Annotated in this window: 21 protein-coding genes; 8 read left to right on the top strand and 13 right to left on the bottom strand. The window is 69.5% G+C overall.

From position 1 onward, the window contains the following. Positions 1-5: 5 nt before the first annotated feature. From WA670_RS42895 to WA670_RS42855, 9 genes are all read right to left on the bottom strand, one after another. Positions 6-566: a DUF3558 family protein gene (locus WA670_RS42895; protein WP_336161890.1), complete on the bottom strand. Its 561-nt coding sequence runs from the start codon at positions 564-566 to the stop codon at positions 6-8. A gap of 36 nt (positions 567-602) precedes the next feature. Further along, entirely contained in the window at positions 603-1,898 is a 1,296-nt protein-coding gene (locus tag WA670_RS42890; protein WP_051729780.1) for an MFS transporter, read from the bottom strand. 358 nt (positions 1,899-2,256) lie between these two features. Then, positions 2,257-2,922, bottom strand: a complete 666-nt coding sequence (gene pdxH / locus WA670_RS42885) for a pyridoxamine 5'-phosphate oxidase (RefSeq protein WP_037819929.1) — start codon at positions 2,920-2,922, stop codon at positions 2,257-2,259. Positions 2,923-3,050: 128 nt separating this feature from the next. After that, complete coding sequence (locus WA670_RS42880; RefSeq protein WP_134729441.1) at positions 3,051-3,764, bottom strand: urease accessory protein UreD; 714 nt, start codon at positions 3,762-3,764, stop codon at positions 3,051-3,053. Continuing rightward, complete coding sequence (gene ureG, locus WA670_RS42875; RefSeq protein ID WP_037819931.1) at positions 3,761-4,462, bottom strand: urease accessory protein UreG; 702 nt, start codon at positions 4,460-4,462, stop codon at positions 3,761-3,763. Before ureG ends, WA670_RS42880 begins: the two co-directional genes overlap by 4 nt. Continuing rightward, a complete protein-coding gene (locus WA670_RS42870; RefSeq protein ID WP_134729443.1) occupies positions 4,452-5,138 on the bottom strand; it encodes an urease accessory protein UreF in 687 nt (228 codons plus the stop codon). The genes ureG and WA670_RS42870 overlap by 11 nt, the downstream gene beginning before the upstream one ends. Next, entirely contained in the window at positions 5,138-6,859 is a 1,722-nt protein-coding gene (locus tag WA670_RS42865; protein ID WP_134729445.1) for an urease subunit alpha, read from the bottom strand. The genes WA670_RS42870 and WA670_RS42865 overlap by 1 nt, the downstream gene beginning before the upstream one ends. Beyond that, positions 6,859-7,164: an urease subunit beta gene (locus WA670_RS42860; RefSeq protein ID WP_134729447.1), complete on the bottom strand. Its 306-nt coding sequence runs from the start codon at positions 7,162-7,164 to the stop codon at positions 6,859-6,861. Before WA670_RS42860 ends, WA670_RS42865 begins: the two co-directional genes overlap by 1 nt. 10 nt (positions 7,165-7,174) lie before the next feature. Next, on the bottom strand, positions 7,175-7,477 hold the full coding sequence (locus WA670_RS42855; RefSeq protein WP_134729449.1) for an urease subunit gamma: 303 nt from the start codon (positions 7,475-7,477) through the stop codon (positions 7,175-7,177). Positions 7,478-7,957: 480 nt separating this feature from the next. Between WA670_RS42855 and WA670_RS42850 the strand changes: the two genes are divergently transcribed. After that, positions 7,958-9,097, top strand: a complete 1,140-nt coding sequence (locus WA670_RS42850) for a citrate synthase 2 (protein WP_037819940.1) — start codon at positions 7,958-7,960, stop codon at positions 9,095-9,097. A 49-nt stretch (positions 9,098-9,146) separates the two neighbouring features. On the opposite strand, the gene WA670_RS42845 is transcribed toward WA670_RS42850, so the two are convergent. Together WA670_RS42845 and WA670_RS42840 are read right to left on the bottom strand one after the other, a co-directional pair. Beyond that, positions 9,147-9,716 carry a TetR/AcrR family transcriptional regulator gene (locus WA670_RS42845; RefSeq protein ID WP_037819941.1) on the bottom strand — a complete coding sequence of 190 codons (570 nt, stop codon included), beginning with the start codon at positions 9,714-9,716 and terminating at the stop codon, positions 9,147-9,149. Between the two features lie 14 nt (positions 9,717-9,730). Next, positions 9,731-11,437, bottom strand: coding sequence for an SDR family oxidoreductase (locus WA670_RS42840; RefSeq protein ID WP_134729489.1), 1,707 nt, complete (start codon positions 11,435-11,437; stop codon positions 9,731-9,733). A 151-nt stretch (positions 11,438-11,588) separates the two neighbouring features. Here WA670_RS42840 and WA670_RS42835 point away from each other — a divergent pair, with 151 nt between their 5' ends. The 5 genes from WA670_RS42835 to WA670_RS42815 are packed head-to-tail and all read left to right on the top strand — an operon-like array spanning position 11,589 to position 16,399. Next, complete coding sequence (locus WA670_RS42835; RefSeq protein WP_134729450.1) at positions 11,589-12,428, top strand: ABC transporter ATP-binding protein; 840 nt, start codon at positions 11,589-11,591, stop codon at positions 12,426-12,428. Positions 12,429-12,439: 11 nt separating this feature from the next. Beyond that, positions 12,440-13,243, top strand: coding sequence for an ABC transporter permease (locus WA670_RS42830; protein WP_037819984.1), 804 nt, complete (start codon positions 12,440-12,442; stop codon positions 13,241-13,243). After that, on the top strand, positions 13,222-14,409 hold the full coding sequence (locus WA670_RS42825; RefSeq protein ID WP_240691318.1) for a sensor histidine kinase: 1,188 nt from the start codon (positions 13,222-13,224) through the stop codon (positions 14,407-14,409). The genes WA670_RS42830 and WA670_RS42825 overlap by 22 nt, the downstream gene beginning before the upstream one ends. Next, positions 14,406-15,029, top strand: a complete 624-nt coding sequence (locus WA670_RS42820) for a response regulator (RefSeq protein WP_037819947.1) — start codon at positions 14,406-14,408, stop codon at positions 15,027-15,029. The genes WA670_RS42825 and WA670_RS42820 overlap by 4 nt, the downstream gene beginning before the upstream one ends. Before the next feature lie 23 nt (positions 15,030-15,052). Beyond that, the gene (locus WA670_RS42815) at positions 15,053-16,399 is read left to right on the top strand and encodes a serine hydrolase domain-containing protein (protein ID WP_336161884.1); all 1,347 of its coding nucleotides are present in this window, start codon (positions 15,053-15,055) and stop codon (positions 16,397-16,399) included. A gap of 1 nt (position 16,400) precedes the next feature. Here WA670_RS42815 and WA670_RS42810 read toward each other — a convergent pair whose 3' ends face one another. Next, positions 16,401-16,631, bottom strand: coding sequence for a hypothetical protein (locus tag WA670_RS42810; protein WP_336161882.1), 231 nt, complete (start codon positions 16,629-16,631; stop codon positions 16,401-16,403). A 431-nt stretch (positions 16,632-17,062) separates the two neighbouring features. Then, positions 17,063-17,455, bottom strand: coding sequence for a hypothetical protein (locus WA670_RS42805; protein WP_336161880.1), 393 nt, complete (start codon positions 17,453-17,455; stop codon positions 17,063-17,065). 67 nt (positions 17,456-17,522) lie between these two features. On the opposite strand from WA670_RS42805, the gene serC reads away from it, so the two are divergent. Both serC and sepH read left to right on the top strand, forming a co-directional pair. Further along, positions 17,523-18,647, top strand: a complete 1,125-nt coding sequence (serC, locus tag WA670_RS42800; protein WP_043830521.1) for a phosphoserine transaminase — start codon at positions 17,523-17,525, stop codon at positions 18,645-18,647. A 259-nt stretch (positions 18,648-18,906) separates the two neighbouring features. Next, positions 18,907-19,743, top strand: coding sequence for a septation protein SepH (sepH, locus tag WA670_RS42795; RefSeq protein ID WP_037819957.1), 837 nt, complete (start codon positions 18,907-18,909; stop codon positions 19,741-19,743). The last annotated feature ends 143 nt before the right edge of the window (positions 19,744-19,886 follow it).

The raw sequence follows: 19,886 nt of genomic DNA, 5'->3' as shown, positions 1-19,886 counted from the left end.
GGCCGTCAGGCCTTGGCGACCGCCGTGTGCACGAGCGGGGTCATCATTTCCTTGGTCATCTTGACCGGTCCGGTGTAGTTGACCAGCACCGGAACCCCGTTGGACACCTTGGCCGCGGCGAGCGTGGCGGTCTTCTGCTCGTCGGTGTAGAAAACGGCGCCGTCCGGGAAGCCCGGCACGTCGACCGCGCCCGGCTTGGCCTTCTTGATCGCGGCGATCATGTCGGCGGGCTTGGCCTTGCGGCCCTCGTAGCGGGTCACCGCGAGCGCGCCCGCGGTCTTGCCTTCGACGACGTATTCGCAGCTCGTGGCCTTGCCGCCGTTGCTCGGATTGTCGTGGGCGGGTCCGGCCTTCGAGGTGATGTCCGGGATCTTGATCGCCTTGGAGACGTCGTCGGACGGCAGCAAGGAGCAGGTGTCGGCGGCCTTGGCGGCGGGCGCGGACGAGGAGGCCGGCGCCTTGCTCGCGGGCGGCGGCGTCGGTGCGGCGGCCTTCTGCTCACCAGAAGAGCAGGCGGTCAGAACAGCGGCGGCGGAGATCAGCAGAGCGATCGGATATGCACGCATATCGGGCATGCTATTCCGAACGGAGTAACACTACTGTCAGTGGCCCTCTTCGACTGGAGCCTGATACCGCCAGAACCCGGGCAGAACGGCCAGCGAAGCCACCACCAGCACGATCACCAGCAACCCGCCGCCGGTCGCCGCGATCTTGGTCCCCCACGCCGCTGCGGACCAGCCGTGCGTGAGGTCGGCGATCCGCGGCCCGCCCGCGACGACCACGGTGAAGACGCCCTGGAGCCGTCCGCGCATCTCGTCGGTGGTGGCGGTCTGCAGGATCGCCTGCCGGTAGACGGAGCTGACCATGTCCGCCGCGCCGCCGAGCGCCATGAAGATCACCGCCAGCCACAGCGAATGCGCGAGCCCGAACGCGGCCATCGCCGCACCCCAGCAGCAGATCGCGATGACGACCGCCGTGCCCTGCCGCTGCACGCGGTGCAGCCAGCCGGAGAACAACCCGATCAGCATCGCGCCCGCGGGCAGCGCGGCGTAGAGCATGCCGAGCGCCGGACCGCCGCCAGCCGGGTCGCCGAACGTCCGCTCGGCCATCTCCGGGATCAACGCGCGCGGCATGCCGGCGACCATCGCGATAATGTCGACGACGAACGACGCCAGCAGCACTTTTTGATGGGCCAGGTAACGGAATCCGTCGACGACCGAGCCGATCCCTGCCCTGCGCGTCCCCTCGCCGAGCGGCGGGATCGAGGGCAGCCGCCACACCGCGATCAGCGTGATCGCCAGCGCGCAGACGTCCACCAAGTACAAAGTGGACAGTCCGATCACCGGAATCAGCGCCCCGCCGAACAGCGGCCCGAACACCGCGCCGAACGTGGCCATCGTGGTGTTGAGCGCGTTCGCCGACGGCAGGAGCGGAGCGGGCACCAGCCGCGCGACGACCGCGCCGCGCGTGGGCATGTTGATCGCGAAAAACGCCTGGTTCGCGGCGAGCAGCCCGAGCACGAGCCACACCGAATGCATCCCGGTGAAGGCCTGGAGCCACAGCAGCGCGGAGGTGATCGCGACGCCGACGTTGGTGACGAGCAGCAGCTTCCGCCGGTCGACCGCGTCCGCGATCGCCCCGCCCCACAGCCCGAACACGAGCAACGGAACGAGCGCGACCGCACCGGTCAGCCCGACGTACCCGGACGATCCGGTGATATCGAAAACCTGCTTCGGCACCGCGACCGCGGTGAGCTGCGACCCGACCGCGGTCACCGCGGTGGACATCCACAGCCGCCGAAACGCCGGAATCCGGAGCGGACGAGTGTCGACGACGATCCGGCCGAGGAGCTTGCGAGCCCCGGTACGGGGCGGGCGTATCCCCGGTTCTGAAGTCACGAGCTATCAGCTTAGTTGTGCTAACGAAGCTGGCGCAGGTGATTTTCCCCGCACGGAGGCCCGCGCACCCTTGGGGAAAGTCCGTGAGGGCCACCCTGAGGGAATCAGATTCCCTCAGGGTTCCCCTCACGACCCTCGACGGTCCCGCCACCCACCGAACCGCAGCCGATGCACCCAAAGCGAGGCACCCACACCTCCCCCGCCCCCGATACGAAGCCAAAAACGCGGCGCTGGGGTGCTTGTCAAGGCATCTTTCCCGCCTTGACAAGCACCCCAGCGCCGTAGTCACACTGAAAAATCGGGGTGCCCCGCCTCACCGCCGGACGCAATGTCGCCGCCAGGCGACGAGCAGCAACGATCAAGGAGCCAACCGCTCCACATGCCACCCGTCATGAGTCCGGTGAAACCGCAACCGGTCGTGCATCCGATCCTCGCGCCCCTGCCAGAACTCGACAAAGTCCGGCCGAATCCGCCAACCACCCCAATGCGGCGGAGCCGGGATCTGCTCGACATCGCCGAACCGGCGCTCGATATTGCGCAGCGCGTTGTCCAACGCCCGCCGCCCCTCGACCACGCGCGACTGCGGCGACGCCCACGCTCCCAGCTGCGACCCGCGCGGGCGCTGGGCCCAGTAGGCGGCCGTCTCGTCGGCGCTGACCTTCTCGACCTCGCCGCGGACCGTGACCTGGCGGTGCAGCGGGTACCAGGGGAAGGTGGCCGACGCGTAGCGCGTCGCCGTGAGGTCGTGGCTCTTCGCCGACGTGTAGTTCGTGTAGAAAACCACTCCGCGTTCGTCGAAGCCCTTGCACAGCACCGTGCGCGAAGAAGGCCTGCCCTCGGCGTCGGCGGTCGCGAGCACCATCGCGTTGGGTTCCGCGAGTGCTTCGGACACCGCCTGGCTCAGCCAGCTTTCCAGCTGGTCATGCCACGTGGCCGCGAGCGCCGACTCGTCAAACGGCGCGCTGTCGTAAGCCACCCGCATGCCAGGCAGCCGCACGACCGCCTCGTCGATCTCCGGTGTCATCCGGCCCAACCTCCGTTACCCCTGGTGAGGGTGTCGAATCACGGCTATTCAGCGACGGTATTGGGTCGCCGGTCCCGGCGAAACCCACCGAACGGTGACTCCTGCCACGCCTGGCCGCCATCCGCTGTTCACCTGCTGGTCCGGGATCGATCCAGAGCTGTGGCCGTCACGACGTCGGGGGCCAGGGCAGTGGTCAGCATCCCGCCCGCGGCCAGCGGCGTCCGCGACCACCACGGGCCTGACTCCGCCGGGCCGCATCCGCGGCCGAACTCGATCTCCGTCACCAGCACCCGATGTCCGGCCAGCACGGCGAGGCTCGCGTCCAAAATGGCGTCGCCGACGGTCTGCGTCTGCCGGAGTGCCGGAACTCCGCCGCAGGTCACGTGCACTGTGGAGGACAACCGGCCCGGACGTTCGCCTTCCCTGCCGAGGACGAGGACCTCGCGGGTGTGGAACCGGGCGTCGGAGGCCAGGTCGGCGCGCAGCACGGCGACGTGGTCGGCGCGGGCGGTGACGACGGTCGGCTCCGGCAGGTATGCGAAGGAACCGCCGGGCTCGACGACGACCTCCACAGTGGACAAGCTGGGCACGTCGCGCAGACCGGGCAGGGCGAGGGTCGCCGCGACGCCGGACAGCTTCAGCTCCGCACCCGCCCCGACGTGGATCTCGAGCCGCAGTTCGTCGCCGCCGAGCGGAGCGGTGGCCGAGTTGACCAGGTGCACCACCGCACCGCGGCCGCGCTGGCGACGCGGGACGAGCGTCAGCGGCGCCATCGACTTCAGTTCTCGCAGCACCGTCCGCCCGTCGTCGCAGGCGGCGACCAGGCGTGCGTGGGCTTTCACCCCTGCCGGACCGGCACCAGCGAGCGCACCCAGTCCGCCACCGCGGGCGCGTCCGGAGTGTCCACTAGGGACTGGGTGAACACCGGGAGGTCGCCGCGCATGTGGTGGGCGTCGGAGGTCATCACGGTCAGGTCGGCGCCGACCAGCGGGGCGAGGTCGGTTTTGTTGATCACCAGCAGGTCGGCCGTCGTCACGCCGGGGCCGCCCTTGCGCGGCACCTTGTCCCCGCCCGCGACGTCGACCACGAAGATCTGGCTGTCGGCCAGGCCGCGGCTGAACACCGCGGTGAGGTTGTCGCCGCCGCTTTCCACGATGACCAGTTCCAGGCCCGGGAACTTCTCCTCCAGCCGTTCGACTGCGTCGAGGTTCGCGGTGATGTCGTCGCGGATCGCGGTGTGCGGGCACGCGCCGGTCTGCACCGCTTCGATCCGCTCCGGGTCCAGCACGCCCGCCCGGCGCAGGAAGTCGGCGTCCTCGGTCGTGTAGATGTCGTTGGTGACCACGGCCAGATTCAGCTCTCCGCCGAGCGCGCGGCACAGTGCGGCGGTGAGCGCGGTCTTGCCGCTGCCGACCGGGCCGCCGATGCCGATCCGGTACGCCCGGCCGGCGGTCGGCGCCGCGGCGTAGTGGTCCGGTTCGGCGGCGGTCGGGTCGAAGTTGACCGCGTGGAAATGCCCGTGACCGTGTTCAGCTGGCAAAGAGACGCACCTCTTCCTGGTGATGCCGAGCGTGTTCCTCGGCGAACAGATCCAGCGCCGGCGACGCTGGCGCGGGCAAATCGGCCGGATCGGCACCGGCGGTCTCGGCGGCCTGGCCGCTGACTTCGCGCAACGGTCCGGCCAGCCGCGCGACCACCGCGTTCACGGCGAACGGATCCAGCCCGAGCAGGCGAACCGCCGCACTCGCCGGGCCGCTCACAGCGAGGTAAGCGATCGCCATGGCCGCGTCGAACGGACTGCCGCCGCTGATTCCGACGAGCGCGCCGCTGACGATCGGATGGTGCGGGCGCGGCGTCTCGGCGAGCAGCTGGGACAGCACTGGCGACGGCCACGCCGCACGTCCGGCTCGCGCGGTGCCGCGGCCTTGCGCTCGCGACGCTTCCCGTTGCGCGAGCGAGGGCGTGCGGGCGTCGAGTTCCTGATCGAGCCGTCGCCAATGGACACTCTCGACAGCCCGCGCCGCGGCGTGCGCTGAGGCAGCGGCGAACGCGGCGGCGAGAAATCCCGCGGTACGCAACCGTCCAAAAAGGAATCCGGGCAGGTCGCGTTCGGACCGGACGAGACCGCGCGCGGCCACCTCTTCGAGGCCGCCGGAATGCACGTGCCCACCGCCCGGGAACCGGGAGTCGGCGAGAATGAGAGCGACCGGGTCCATCAGAACAGGAAATACCGTTGCGCCATCGGCAATTCGGCCACCGGATGCGGTTCGATCAGTTCCCCGTCCACGCGGACCGCGAAGCTGTCCGGATCCACTCGCACCTCCGGGGTCGCGTCATTCAGCACCATGTCGGCCTTCGTCCGGCGTCGGGTGTTGGCGACCGGCACCAACGGCCGGGCGATGCGGAATTGCTCCGCCAAACCGGAATCCAGCGCTTCCGGAGCCACGAAATGCAGGCTGGACGCGGCCGCAACCGCAGGTGCGGCACCGAACATCGGCCGCGCGAGCACCGGTTGCGGCGTGGGAATCGAAGCGTTCGCGTCTCCCATCGCCGCCCACGCCGGGAAGCCGCCCTTCAACACCACATGCGGGCGCACGCCGAAGAACTTCGGCTCCCACAGCACCAGGTCGGCGAGCTTGCCGACCTCCACCGAGCCGATCTCCGCGTCCATTCCGTGTGCGATCGCCGGGTTGATCGTGTACTTCGCGACGTAACGACGGGCACGCAGGTTGTCCGCGGCACCATCGCCGGGAAGCGCGCCGCGGCGACCCTTCATCACGTGCGCGGTCTGCCAGGTCCGGATGATCACCTCGCCGATCCGCCCCATCGCCTGCGAATCGGAACTCATCATCGAGATCGCGCCCAGATCGTGCAGCACGTCCTCGGCGGCGATCGTGCTCGGCCGGATCCGGCTTTCCGCGAACGCGAGATCCTCGGGCACCGACGGGTTCAGGTGATGGCACACCATCAGCATGTCGAGGTGCTCGTCGAGAGTGTTGACGGTGTGCGGCCGGGTCGGATTCGTCGACGAGGGAAGGAAGTTCGCCATTCCGGACACCTCGATGATGTCCGGCGCGTGTCCGCCGCCTGCCCCCTCGGTGTGGTAGGCGTTGATCGACCGGCCGCCGATCGCCTCCACCGTGGACTCCAGAAACCCGGCCTCGTTGAGCGTGTCCGTGTGGATCGCGACCTGCACGCCGGATTCGTCCGCGACCGTGAGACAGGCGTCGATCGCGGCCGGCGTCGAACCCCAATCCTCGTGCAGCTTGAACCCGCCCGCTCCGGCCGCCAGCTGTTCGCGCAGAGCTTCCTGCCGGACGGTGTTTCCCTTGCCCAGCAGCAACACGTTCACCGGCTGTCCGTCCATTGCGGACAGCATCCGTCCGAGATTCCAGGCACCGGGAGTCACCGTGGTCGCCTTGGTGCCCTCGTTCGGCCCGGTTCCTCCGCCGACCAAAGTGGTCAGTCCGGCCGCGAGCGCGGTGTCCACCAGCTGCGGGCAGACGAAATGCACGTGACAGTCGATGCCACCGGCGGTGAGGATTTTCCCGTTGCCCGCCAGCACTTCCGTCGCCGGGCCGATCACCAGTGCCGGATCGACACCGTCCATAGTGTCCGGATTACCCGCCTTGCCGATGCCGACGACGCGCCCGTCGCGGACGCCGACGTCGGCCTTCACCACGCCCCAGTGGTCGAGGATCACCGCGCCGGTGATCACCAGGTCCGGCGCTCCCTCGGCGCGGGTCGCCATGCCCTGGCCCATCGACTCGCGGATCACCTTCCCGCCGCCGAAAAGCACCTCGTCGCCGCTGCCGCCGGGACCGATCGACCGGTCCTCGGTCACCTCGATCAGCAGATCGGTGTCCGCGAGCCGGATCCGGTCCCCCGCGGTCGGGCCGAACAGTTCGGCGTAGCGGACGCGGTCGATCTCCGGCATCAGAACTCCCCGGCGTATTCGGCCCGCAGCCCCGGCACCCGCCGGTTTCCGCTGAGCGGAACCAGGTCGACCTCGCGGTCGATGCCCGGCTCGAACCGCACCGAGGTCCCGGCGGGCACGTCGAGCCGGTGCCCGCGGGCGGCTTCGCGGTCGAATTCCAGGCCGGGATTGACCGCGGCGAAGTGATAGTGCGATCCGACCTGCACGGGCCGGTCGCCGAGATTGCGCACGCGCAGCCGGATCCGGCCGCGCCCCGGATTCAGCGGCACCGGCTCGTCGCCGGGAATGATCTCGCCTGGCCGCACGAATTCCTCCTCAAGCAATCGGTTCGTGCACCGTGACGAGCTTGGTGCCGTCCGGGAACGTGGCTTCCACCTGCACGGAATCGACCATTTCCGGCACCCCGTCGAGGACTTGCGCCCGGGTCAGCACGGCGCGCCCGCCCGCCGCCAGTTCGCTGACCGTGCGTCCGTCGCGAGCACCCTCCACGACGTAATCGGTGATGAGCGCGACGGCTTCGGGATAATTGAGCCGAAGACCGCGTTCGAGCCGTTTGCGAGCAACGTCCGCCGCGACGTGGACCAGCAGTTTGTCGCGTTCCTGCGGGCTCAGGTGCATGGCAAAGGTCTACCACCGGAGCGACCGCTCCGCCTGATTCGGCAACACAGTGTTTACGCGGCGTGGACCGCGGTTGTCCGCCGAACCAGAAAAGAATTCGGACAAGCCGGAAACGCCGCGGCGAGGATTCCGCAATTTCACCCCGGCGCGCGGCCTGCCACTTCGGAGCACGCAGGGCGCCCGTCCCGCTCACCGAGAGTGACCTCCGCCCGCCTCCGCAAGCCGGGGTTCACCTCCGCGCCACCGGGGTACCAGTCTGCGGTCACCTCACCGGACGGGAGAAAGTGGCGTCCAGCGCTCACCTGGACTGAATCGTTCTCGTAATCGTGACCGAAACCACGACATCTTCCGTTGCCCCGGCCGGGCAAAGGGAGCATGGTTTGTCCCACCGTGCGATGAGGCGCGCAAGGAGCCAGCGTGTATCCCGTCCGCGCGTGCACAACACAGCCGGGGAATGCGCATCGAAAGGGTTCGCGAAGAGTGACTACCTCCACGATCAGCACCACGAACGACGCCGACGACGGGTTCCGGCCCGGGCTCGAGGGCGTCGTCGCGTTTCGGACCGAAATCGCCGAACCCGACCGGGACGGCGGTGCGCTGCGCTACCGCGGCGTCGACATCGAGGACCTCGCCGGGAAGGTGACCTTCGGCGACGTATGGGGTCTCCTGGTCGACGGGCGGTTCGGGACCGGGCTTCCGCCCGCCGAGCCGTTCCCGCTTCCGGTACACACCGGCGACGTCCGCGTCGACGTCCAGGCCGCGCTCGCCATGCTCGCCCCGATCTGGGGTTACCGGCCGCTGCTCGACATCACCGACGAAGAGGCGCGCGACCAGCTCGCCCGCGCTTCGGTGATGGCGCTGTCCTACGTCGCGCAGTCCGCGCGCGGCATCGGACAGCCCGCGGTGCCGCAGTCGCGGGTCGACGAGGCCAAGTCGATCACCGAGCGGTTCATGATCCGCTGGCGCGGCGAGCCGGACCCGGCGCACGTCAAGGCGGTCGACGCGTACTGGGTTTCCGCCGCCGAGCACGGCCTCAACGCCTCCACCTTCACCGCGCGCGTCATCGCCTCCACCGGGGCGGACGTCGCGGCGGCGCTGTCCGGCGCGATCGGCGCGATGTCCGGCCCGCTGCACGGCGGCGCCCCGGCGCGCGTGCTGCCGATGATCGAGGAGGTCGAGCGCACGGGTGACGCCCGCGCGCTGGTCAAGGGCATCCTCGACCGCAAGGAGCGGCTGATGGGCTTCGGCCACCGCGTGTACCGCGCGGAGGACCCGCGTGCCCGCGTGCTGCGCCGGACCTGCAAGGAACTGGGCGCGGAGCGCTACGAGGTGGCCGCCGCGCTGGAGCAGGCCGCGCTGGCCGAGCTGCGCGAACGCCGTCCGGACCACCCGATCGAAACGAACGTCGAGTTCTGGGCCGCGGTGATCCTGGACTTCGCGAAGGTGCCGCCGCACATGATGCCCGCGATGTTCTCCTCCGCGCGCACCGCCGGCTGGGCGGCGCACATCCTGGAGCAGAAGCAGACCGGCCGCCTGGTCCGTCCGTCGGCGAAGTACGTCGGCCCCGGCCCGCGCACGCCGTCCGAGGTCGACGGCTGGGACAGCGTCACCCAGATCTGAGCCAAGTCCGTGAAGGCCTCCTTGATTCCAAGGGGGCCTTCACGGCTTTTCAGACGTGCGCGTCGGTGGCGGCGAGCATCGCGGTGAGCTGGTCGACCAGCCAGCCGTCCAGCGTTTCGCGCGGGACGGTGCCTTCTTGAAGCCACGACAACAACGCGCCCTCGACCACCGCGGTCCAGCAGCGCAGGGTCAGCAGCACCAACGGTGACGGTTCGGGGATCGGCAGCGCTTCCAGGATCAGCTCGACGGCACGGTTGCGGACCTCGTCGATCGCCGCGTCCGTCTCCGAAGTGGCGATGACCGAACCGCTGCGCAGCAACGCGACATAGCCTTCGCGGTAATGCGCGGCGACATCAACCAGTCCCCGTACGGCCGCGCGCAACCGTTCTTCCGGCGGGCCTTCCTCAAGCGTCGCGAGCCGGTCGACCAAACCGTCGGTGACCGTGCGCAACGCCTGCATTTGCAGTTCCCGCAGGCTCGGGAAATACCGGTAGAACAACGGCCGCGACACCTCGGCGCGCGCCACGATGTCGTCCACCGTGACCAATTCCGGGGCCCGGCTGCCGAACAAATCCAGCGCGGCCGCGATCAGATCGTCCCGCCGGGCCTGCGCGGTCATCCGGCGCGGACGGCTCACGGCGTGACGTCCAGTTTCGCCGCCGCGCGCAGCAAACCTGGCGTCAGCCGCGAAAGGACCAGCGCGACCTTCGCTTCCGGAGTGGACGGTTGGATCGCGACGTTTTTCTCCACCGCACGCAGAATGTCGCGCGCCACTCGTTCCGGACCGAAATTGCGCCGGGCGTAGAGCTTCGACGATTCCTTCTGGCGCCGCTTCTCCTCGACCTCGTCCACGCCGACGAACTTAGTGGTCTTGGTGATGTTGGTGTTCACCAATCCCGGGCAAACCGCGGTCACGCCAATTCCCTCGGACGCCAACTCCGCGCGCAAGCCATTGCTCAACGCGAGCACCGCGGCCTTCGTGGTGCCGTAAGCGGTGAGGATCTTCGACGGCAGGTATGCCGCGGCAGAAGCGAGGTTGACGATCTGCCCGCCTTCAGCGCGTTCCTTCATCATCGGCGCGAACGCGCGGCACCCGTGGATCACGCCCCACAGGTTGACGTCCACGACCTTCTCCCAGTCCTCGATCGTCGTGTCGAGGAACGGGCCGGACATGCCGATCCCGGCGTTGTTCACCACGATGTCCGGCACGCCGAACTCGTCCCGCACCTGTGCGGCGAACCGGGCGACCGCCTCGCCGTCCGAAGAGTCCACTGTGTACTCACCGGCGTCGACTCCGCGCTCTCGCACCAGTTTCGCCGTTTCCGCAGCTGAATCGCCGTTGATGTCGCTGACGACCACGTCGGCACCCTCGGCCGCGAACGCCAGCGCGGTCTCCCGCCCGATCCCGCTGCCCGCACCGGTCACGACGACGAGGTGGTGCGCGAAGCGACCGCTGCCGCCGCCGACCCGCGCCCGCCGCAGCGCCCGCGTTTCCTCGCCGATTTCCACCGACGCGATCAGCTCAGCTGCCGCGGCAGCAACCACTTCCGGCTTGGTCCGGGTGATCCAGTGCGACCCGATCACGCGCCGGACACGCAGATCCGGCACCCAGCGCTCGACCTCGGTCTGCAGCGGCGTGGTGACGTACGAATCGCCGGTCGGCGCGAGCACCTGCACCGGGATTTCCGCCGGACGCGGGCGTGGGCGGGACAGCCGCGGGCCCATGTTCGCCCGGTACAGCTTCAGGCCGTGCACCCCGTCCGACGTCTTGGGCGACGTTTCGGCGGGCTCCAGCTTCCGGATCATCGTGCGCATGATTCCGGTGCGCCACAACAGTTCCGGGATCAGCGGCACCTGGAACGCGACGATGTAATACGAGTGCAGGAACTGCCGAAGCGCGTGTCCGAGGCGACGCGGCGTCGGCCGGGTCAGCTGGGCACGGAACCACGCGCCGGCGTGATCGAGGCTGGGCCCGGAAAGCGAGGTGTACGAAGCGATCCGGCCGCGCAGCTGGTCGCCGGTGACCGCGTGCCACGCCTGGATCGAACCCCAGTCGTGCGCGACGAGGTGGACCTTGCCGGACGGCTGCACCTCGTCGACCACCGCGGCGAGGTCGTCGGCGAGCTGGTCCAGCCGGTACGCCCGACGCTCCCGCGGTTTGTCGGATTCGCCCGCGCCGCGCACGTCGTAGACGACCACGCGGTGGTCGCGGCGCAGCTCTTCGGCGACGCCGTCCCACATCGAGCTGTTGTCCGGATATCCGTGCACGAGCACGACCGTGGGCCCGTCCGGGTTGCCGCTCACCCGGACCGAAAGGCGAACTCCGTCACTGGCCGTCACCTGCTTGTGAGACATCTTGTCATGTTAGACAACTTGTCAACAGAGGCCGTCGTGGTTCCACGGGAAACCAGCGTGTCCACCGTTCGACGGACAGCCGGATTCCACTGCCCGGACGTCCCGCGAACCGCCCTCCGCGGCGCACGCTGAACCCATGAGCACAGCAGTGCGAGTGCGCGGACTGCGCAAGGAGTACCCGGGCCACCTCGCCGTGGCCGGGATCGATCTCGACATCCGTGACGGCGAGGTGTTCGCCCTGCTCGGGCCCAACGGCGCGGGCAAGACGACCACCGTCGAGATCCTGGAGGGGCACCGGCAGCGGACGGCGGGGGAAGCCACTGTCCTCGGCGAGGACCCGGGTACCGCGGGACGCGCGTGGCGCGCCCGCCTCGGCATCGTGTTGCAGACGGCCGGCGACGCGGCGGAATTGACCGTCGCGGAGACCGTGCGGCACTTCGCGAAGTACTACCCGAACCCGCGGGATCCGGAAGAGGTGATCGACCAGGTCGGCCTCACCGCGAAGGCGGGCGCGCGGGTGAAGGCGCTGTCCGGCGGGCAGCGCCGCCGGGTGGACGTCGCGCTCGGCATCGTCGGCCGTCCGGAATTGCTGTTCCTGGACGAGCCCACGACCGGTTTCGATCCCGAGGCGCGGCGGCAGTTCTGGGGGCTCATCGACGGACTCGCCCACGAGGGCACCACGATCCTGCTGACCACGCACTACCTGGACGAGGTCGAGGCGCTGGCCGATCGGCTCGCGGTCATCGCGCGCGGTTCGGTCGTCGCGGAGGGGACGCCGGCGACGCTCGGCGGCCGCGAACGCGCCGAGGCGGTCGTGCGGTGGCAGGACGAACGCGGCAGTCACGAGGAACGCACGCAGTTCCCGACGAAGCTCGTCTCGCAACTCGCCGGCACGCAGGGGGAACTCGCCGGTCTCACCGTGACGCGCCCCAGCCTGGAAGACGTCTATCTCGACCTGATCGGGGAGCAACCGTGACCACGACGACCATGGCGCTGCCGGGGACGTTCCGCTTGGGCCTCGCCCGCGGCGGGCTCGAACTGCGGCAGTTCTTCCGCAACCGCGAGCAGGTGGTGTTCACCTTCTCGCTGCCCGCGGTGCTGATGATCCTGCTCGGCTCCATCCTCGACGGCCCGACCGGGCAGAGCGGGGTGTCGTCCGGGCAGCTGCTCGCCGCCGGGATGATCGGCGCGGGCATCGTGTCGACGTCGTTCAACAGCGTCGGCATCGGCATCGCCGCGGACCGGGAAATCGGTGCGCTGAAACGCTTGCGCGGCACGCCGATGCCCGCGGCGGCCTATTTCGTCGGCAAGATGGTGATGGTCGCGGTGACCAGCGTGTCGCAGACCGTCCTGATGGCCGCGGTGGCGATGCTGCTGTTCCGTCTCGAACTGCCGTCCGATCCGGCGAAGTGGCTGACCCTGCTCTGGGTGCTGCTGCTCGGGATCGTCTCCTCGACGCTGCTGGGCATCGCGATCAGCTCGGCCACCCGCACCGCGAACGGCACCGTGGCGCTCGTGCAGCTGGTGTACTTGGTGCTGCAGTTCATTTCCGGGGTGTTCGTCACGCCGATCACGAACCTGCCGAGGATCATGGTCGACGTCGCGTCGTTCTTCCCGCTGAAGTGGATCTGCCAGGGCTTCCGCTCGGTGTTCCTTCCGCCGGAGGCCGCGACCCAGGAAATGGCGGGGACATGGGAGCTTCCGAAGGTGGCGCTGGTGCTGGCGGTGTGGTGCGTGGTGGGCCTGGTGCTCGCGAGGGTGACGTTCCGGTGGACGAACGAAGCGAAGTGAACCAGGCCGACGCGTGGGAGCGGTCGTACTGGTCCTGGGAAGTGCTGTTCGCGGTCGCCTACCTGGCGACCGCCTTCCTGGTGCTCTTCAACGACGGATCGGCGGCGGAGAAGATCGTGGCCGAGTCCGCGATGGGCGCGATCGCGGTCGGCTACCTGGCCGTGGGACGGCGCGTCGTGCACGGCGAGGACAACGGAACCGCCCGGGCCGTCGCGGCGGCGGCGCTGATCGCGTTGACCGGCACCGCCATTCTCGCGACCACTTCGGCGAGCTTCGTGCTGTTCCTCGCCTGCCCGCTGCTGTTCATGCTGCTGGATTTGCGGCCAGGGGTGGTCGCGACGACGCTGCTCATCCTGCTCGAACCGGTCTCGGCGGTGCTGAACGGCGGCTGGGACAACCAGTTGCTCTCGGTCCTGCTGCCGATGACCGCGATCCTGATCGTCTTCAGCGTGCTGGCCGGGAAGTTCACCAGCGATGTGCTGAAGCAGAGCCGCGCCCGCGCCGAGCTGATCCGCGAATTGGAATCCAGTCAGGCCGAGGTCGCCCGCCTGTCGCGGGAAGCGGGCACCGCGGCCGAACGCGAACGGCTGGCGCGGGAAATCCACGACACGCTCGCACAGGGGTTCACCAGCATCATCACCCTGACCCAGGCGATCGAGTCCGAACTGGACACTGATCTGTCCACAGTGCGCAAACATCTCGCGCTCGCCGGCCGCACCGCACGCGAGAATCTCGCCGAAGCCCGTGCGATGGTCGCCGCGCTCGCACCGTCCGATTTGGCCACCGGCTCGTTGCCGGAAGCCGTGCAGCGGCAGGCAGACCGGCTTGCCGAAGAGATCGGCATTCCGATCGAGTGCGAAGTGGACGATGCGCTGCCGCCACTGTCCACTGCGGTCGAAGTGGTACTGCTGCGCGCGGCGCAGGAGGCGCTGTCGAACGTGCGCAAGCATTCGGGCGCGACTCTCGTCCGCGTGCGGCTGTCCGCTGTGGACGGAGCGATACGGTTGCGCGTGGAGGACAACGGGTGCGGCTTCACCCCGGATGCCGACGGAGCCGGATTCGGGTTGCGCGGCATGCGTTCGCGGGCCGAGCAGGTAGGCGGCGCCCTGGAAGTGCGGACCGGCGCGAACGGCGGCACCGAACTGGAACTGGAGGTGCCCGCGTGATCACCATCATGCTGGTCGACGACCATCCCGTGGTGCGCGAAGGACTGCGCGGCATGCTCGAAGCCGAGGACGACCTGACGGTGGTCGGCGAGGCCGGTTCCGGCGACGAAGCGGTGGCGCTCGACCGCGTGAAACAGCCCGACGTCGTCCTGATGGACCTGCGCATGCCGGGCCTCGACGGGGTCGGCGCGATCCACGCGATCCTCAAGGAAACGCCCGCGCGCCGGATCGTCGTGCTCACCACGTACGAAACCGACGCCGACATCCTGCGCGCGGTCGAGGCGGGCGCGTCGGGATATCTGCTGAAAGACGCGTCGCGCGCCGAGTTGGCCGGGGCGATCCGGGCCGCGCATCGCGGCGAAACCGTGCTGGCACCGTCGGTCGCGGGCAAGCTCGTGCACCGGATGCGGAACCCGACGCCGGCCTCGCCGCTGTCCGCGCGCGAGGTGGAAGTGCTGCGGCTGGTCGCGAAGGGCCGCACGAACGCGGAAATCGGCCGCGAGCTGCACATCGGCGAGGCGACGGTGAAAACGCACCTGCTCCGGGTGTTCTCGAAGCTCGGCGTTTCCGACCGGACGGCAGCGGTCACGACGGCGCTGGACCGGCAACTGCTCGGCTGAACTGCCCGGGCAGAATGACGGCCATGCTCGACACCACCGAACTCGCCCTGTACCGACGGCTCGCACACGAGCAGTCCGTCAGCCGCGCCCCGTCCCTCGTCGCCGCTGTCGTCCGAGGCGGCGACGTCGTCTGGTCCGGAGCCCGCGGCCGCGTCGGCGACCAGCGCCCGGACGACAACACGCAGTACCGGCTGGGGTCGATCACCAAAACGATGATCGCGACCGCGGTCCTGCGGCTGCGCGACGAGGGCAAACTCGACCTCACCGACCCGCTGGAACGGCACCTGCCGGGCACCGCGTTCGGCTCGGTCACCGTCGCGCAGCTGCTGTCGCACACGTCGGGCCTCACGTCGGAATCGCCCGGCCAGTGGTGGGAACGCGCGCCCGGCGCGGACTGGGCGGCGCTGGTCTCGAGCCTGGAGAAGGGCGCGACAAAGCTGCGTCCCGGATCCAAATTCCACTACTCGAACGTCGGCTACGGCGTGCTCGGCGAACTGGTCGCCCGGCTCCGCGAGCGGCCGTGGTTCGACGTCGTGCGTGACGAAATCCTTGCCCCGCTGGGCATGAACCGCACGACGCCGCACCCGGAAGGCGCGCACGCCGAGGGATTCGCCGTGCACCCGTTCGCCGACGTGCTCATGCCGGAGAAGTGGCCGGACGCCGGCGCGATGGCCCCGGCCGGGCAGCTCTGGTCCACCGTCACCGACCTCGGCCGCTGGACGTCGTTCCTCGGCGGCCACACCGGCGACGTGCTCTCGCCGGACACCGTCGACGAAATGCGGACGATGAACACCGTCGACGACACCGAGGTGTGGTCGACCGGGTTCGGCCTCGGCCTGATGGTCGTGCGCTACCAGGGCAGGCACCTGGCCGGGCACACCGGATCGATGCCCGGGTTCCTCGCCGCGACCATCGTCGACCCGCGCAGCGGCACCGGCGCGCTGTGCCTCGCGAACTCGACCTCGGGCGTCAACATCACCCAGCTGTGCCTCGACCTGATCACCACCGCCGACGACCTCGAACCAGCGCTGCCCGAGGAATGGCTCCCGTCCACTGTGGACCCGGAGCTGCTCGCGCTGACCGGACTGTGGCACTGGGGCCCGACGCCGTACTTCCTGCGCGTGCAGGGCGACGGCCTGATCTCGCTGAACCCGGCCGTCGGCGCCGGCCGGGCGTCCCGGTTCCGCCCCGAGGGCCCGGACACGTGGATCGGCCTGGACGGCTATTACGCGGGCGAAACACTCACCGTCGGCCGCGACGCGAACGGCACGGCGAACCACCTGAACCTCGCCACGTTCATCTTCAGCCGCACGCCGTACGACCCGGCCGCACCGATCCCGGGCGGACTGGACGAGGGTGGGTGGCGCTGAGTCACTCCGCTGCGGCCTTGACGCCGGGGGCTTCGGCGCCATAGGCAGGCGCTCGCCCGGCCGGGGACAACCACGCCTTCGCGCAGAAACCCTGGCCGGGCAGTCCCAGCAGAGCCTCGCCCATCTCCGGAGTGCCGAACACCCACAACCGCCGATGCTCGATCAGCTCGGCGGCGAGTTCCGGCGGGCAACGCTCGATCCCGAACCGCGCCGGCCAGCCGGGTTCAAGCACGAGCCAGCTCGTGCTTCCGAAGCCTGGGCCGAAGGCGCACCCCCACCCTCCTCTGGGGGGGGCTGCCCATGCCCATTCTACCGGCGCTACCCGACGAAACCGGCGCTTAGAGCATGCAGGGGCCGACTAGTCCACAACCGGGGACGGGTGTGGACAACCTGCTCCGGGACGCAAGAACAGAGCCCTCGCCCAGATCTCTGTGCAGAGCTTCGCCGTCTCCCACGCGTCAAGGCCGCACAGTCTCCAGCACGATCCCCGCGAAGCAGCCACCTCCGAACCCGCCCTCCAGCGCAGCAGGCACCGTCTCCGGAGTGTCCGTATGCAGTTCCAGCAACGGCACCCCGCCACCACCGCGTCGCCGGGCCCCGTCCAGCGCAACCGTCCGGTCCGCCGGAGTTCGCGCGCCTGCTCCGGCGGGCCGCCGAGCAAAGTCAGGTAGCCGCGCGGGCGAACCGTGACGCGCAGCAGTCTCGGGATCTCCTGTCCGTGGTCCCAATGGGTGGTATCCCCGACGCGGCGGCGAACGCGACCGCGAGGACGAGCGCGAAAACGGCCGAGCCGACCTCGTCCGGGTTCGGCGGCTCGACGAAGAACCCGACAACGACAAACCCGGTGAACGCCACGGAAAGAGCGAACAGCGCGGCAGGGACTGCTCGACGGCGGAACCACGCGCGTCGCCAGGGCACGAAAACCAGCACCAGGGTCGCCGCCAGGCCGAGGGGAAGGCCGATCAGCGCAGTCGAATCCCTCGGCTGCACCAGCACGGCCAAGGAGAAGAGCGCAAACCACCGCCAGCGCGGCCGGTAACCGTGCGTTTCCGTCACGATTCCACATGTCGGACACCCGCCAACCGCCGTTACCTGCGTTGTCCCGACCTGAGAGACTAAGCACATGACCGACGCTGAGTTGACGATCCCAGCAGACCTCAAGCCGGCCGACGGCCGCTTCGGCTGCGGACCCTCGAAGGTCCGCGAAGAGCAGCTCGCCGCCCTCGCCCGGTCCGGTTCCACCTACCTCGGCACCTCGCACCGGCAGAAGCCGGTCAAGTCGCTCGTCGGCCGGGTGCGCGCCGGGCTGTCCGAGCTGTTCTCGCTCCCGGACGGCTACGAGGTCATCCTCGGCAACGGCGGGACGACCGCGTTCTGGGACGCCGCCGCGTTCGGCCTCGTGCGCGAGCGCGCCCAGCACTTCACCTACGGCGAGTTCTCCTCGAAGTTCGCGACCGTCACGAACAAGGCACCGTTCCTCGGCGAGTCGATCGTGGTGAAGGCCGACCCGGGCAGCGCGCCGGAGATCGCCTACCAGCAGGGTGCGGACCTCGTCGGCTGGGCGCACAACGAGACCTCCACCGGCGTCGCGGTGCCGGTGCGGCGTCCCGAGGGCAGCGACGGCGCGCTGGTCGCGATCGACGCGACGTCCGGCGCCGGCGGTCTCCCGGTCAAGGCCGAGGACTTCGACGTCTACTACTTCGCGCCGCAGAAGTCGTTCGCGTCCGACGGCGGGCTGTGGATCGCGCTCGCCTCGCCCGCCGCGATCGAGCGGATCGGCGAGATCGGCGGCGGCGACCGCTGGATCCCCGAATTCCTGTCGCTCACCACCGCGCTGGACAACTCGCGCAAGGACCAGACCTACAACACCCCCGCCGTCTCCACGCTTTTCCTGCTCGCCGAGCAGATCGAGTGGATGAACGGCCAGGGCGGCCTCGACTGGACCACCTCGCGCACCAAGGAATCCTCGAGCCGGCTGTACGAATGGGCCGAGAAGACCTCGTACACCACGCCGTTCGTGACGAACCCGGAGCTGCGCTCGCAGGTCGTCGGCACGGTCGACTTCGCCGACGAGGTCGACGCCGCCGCGGTCGCGAAGGCGTTGCGCGCCAACGGGATCGTCGACACCGAGCCGTACCGGAAGCTGGGCCGCAACCAGCTGCGCGTCGGCCTGTTCCCGGCGATCGACCCGGACGACGTCACGAAGCTCACCCAGAGCATCGAATACGTCGTGGAACGGCTCGGCTGAACCGAAAACGCGCCGAAACGCCCAAACCGCCCCGCCAGCCCTCCGGCTCGCGGGGCGGTTCGCGTTCATGACCACTCGTTCGTGACAGACCGTGGTCGGCGTGTCACGAGTGTGACCGATCTCCGGCGCGGCGAAAATGGCCGGGAAAGTGCCGTCGGATTGAGTTCGGATGGGTGAGGCGTCGGCGCGCCTCGCACGTCAAGCCGACGCGCCGTTCTAACGTGGGCACCCACAAAGGTGAACACCGGGGAGGCGAGAAATGCGGGCGTTGCGGGTGGTCGGGCTGCACGAGGACGGGAAGTCCCTCGTGCTGGAGGACCCGGCGAGCCGTACCCGCTTCCTGCTCCCGGCCGACGAGAGACTGCGTGCGGCGGCGAGGGGGGACATAGCCCGGCTGGGCCAGATCGAGATCGAGTTGGAGAGCCAGATGCGGCCACGCGAGATCCAGGCGCGAATCCGCGCGGGCGAGTCCGTCGAGCAGGTCGCGAGCAGCGCGGGCGTCTCGACGCAGCGGGTGGAGCGATTCGCTTATCCGGTGCTGCTCGAACGGTCCCGCACGGCGGAACTCGCGCAGTCGGCGCACCCGGTCCGCGAGGACGGGCCCGACGTCCAGACGCTCGGCGAGGTCATCGCCTACGCCTTCGGCGTCCGCGGCCACGACTACAACCAGGCCGCCTGGGACGCCTGGCGCGGCGACGACGGCAAGTGGGTCGTCGTGCTGCGCTGGAAAGCCGGCCGCTCCGACAACCGCGCGCACTGGTCGTTCTCGCCCGGCGCACACGGCGGAACGGTGCACGCGCTCGACGAGAACGCCGAAGTCCTGCTGAACCCGAACTCCTACGTCGCCCCGCGCACCGTGCGGGCGCTGGCCCCCGCCCGCGATTCGGTGGTGCAGCCGACGCTCGACGCCGTCGAGGAACCGCGCGCCATCGAGGGTCCGGACGAGGGCGACGACGAGACCCGCGAGATCCCGCGTGTCCCGGGCGAGTCCGACGGCGACGAAGCCGAGCAGCCGCGCACGAAGGCGAAGAAGAACCATCCGATCGTGCCGTCCTGGGAGGACGTGCTGCTCGGAGTCCGCACCCAGCGCGGCTGACCTGCCCCGCTTCAAGCGCCCCGATGCCACATTGGGTGCGTCAGATGCACCCAATGCCGCATTGGGGTTTTCTCGGTAGCTGTGGTGTGCGGCCAGCTCTCCGCTCCTGCCGACATCTGTGAGGGGAACCCTCCGGATCGTGC

Origin of the sequence: Amycolatopsis sp. VC5-11, assembly GCF_037034185.1 — a bacterium.
Lineage (GTDB): Bacteria > Actinomycetota > Actinomycetes > Mycobacteriales > Pseudonocardiaceae > Amycolatopsis > Amycolatopsis nivea.
This window is presented reverse-complemented; position numbering and strand designations above follow the sequence as displayed.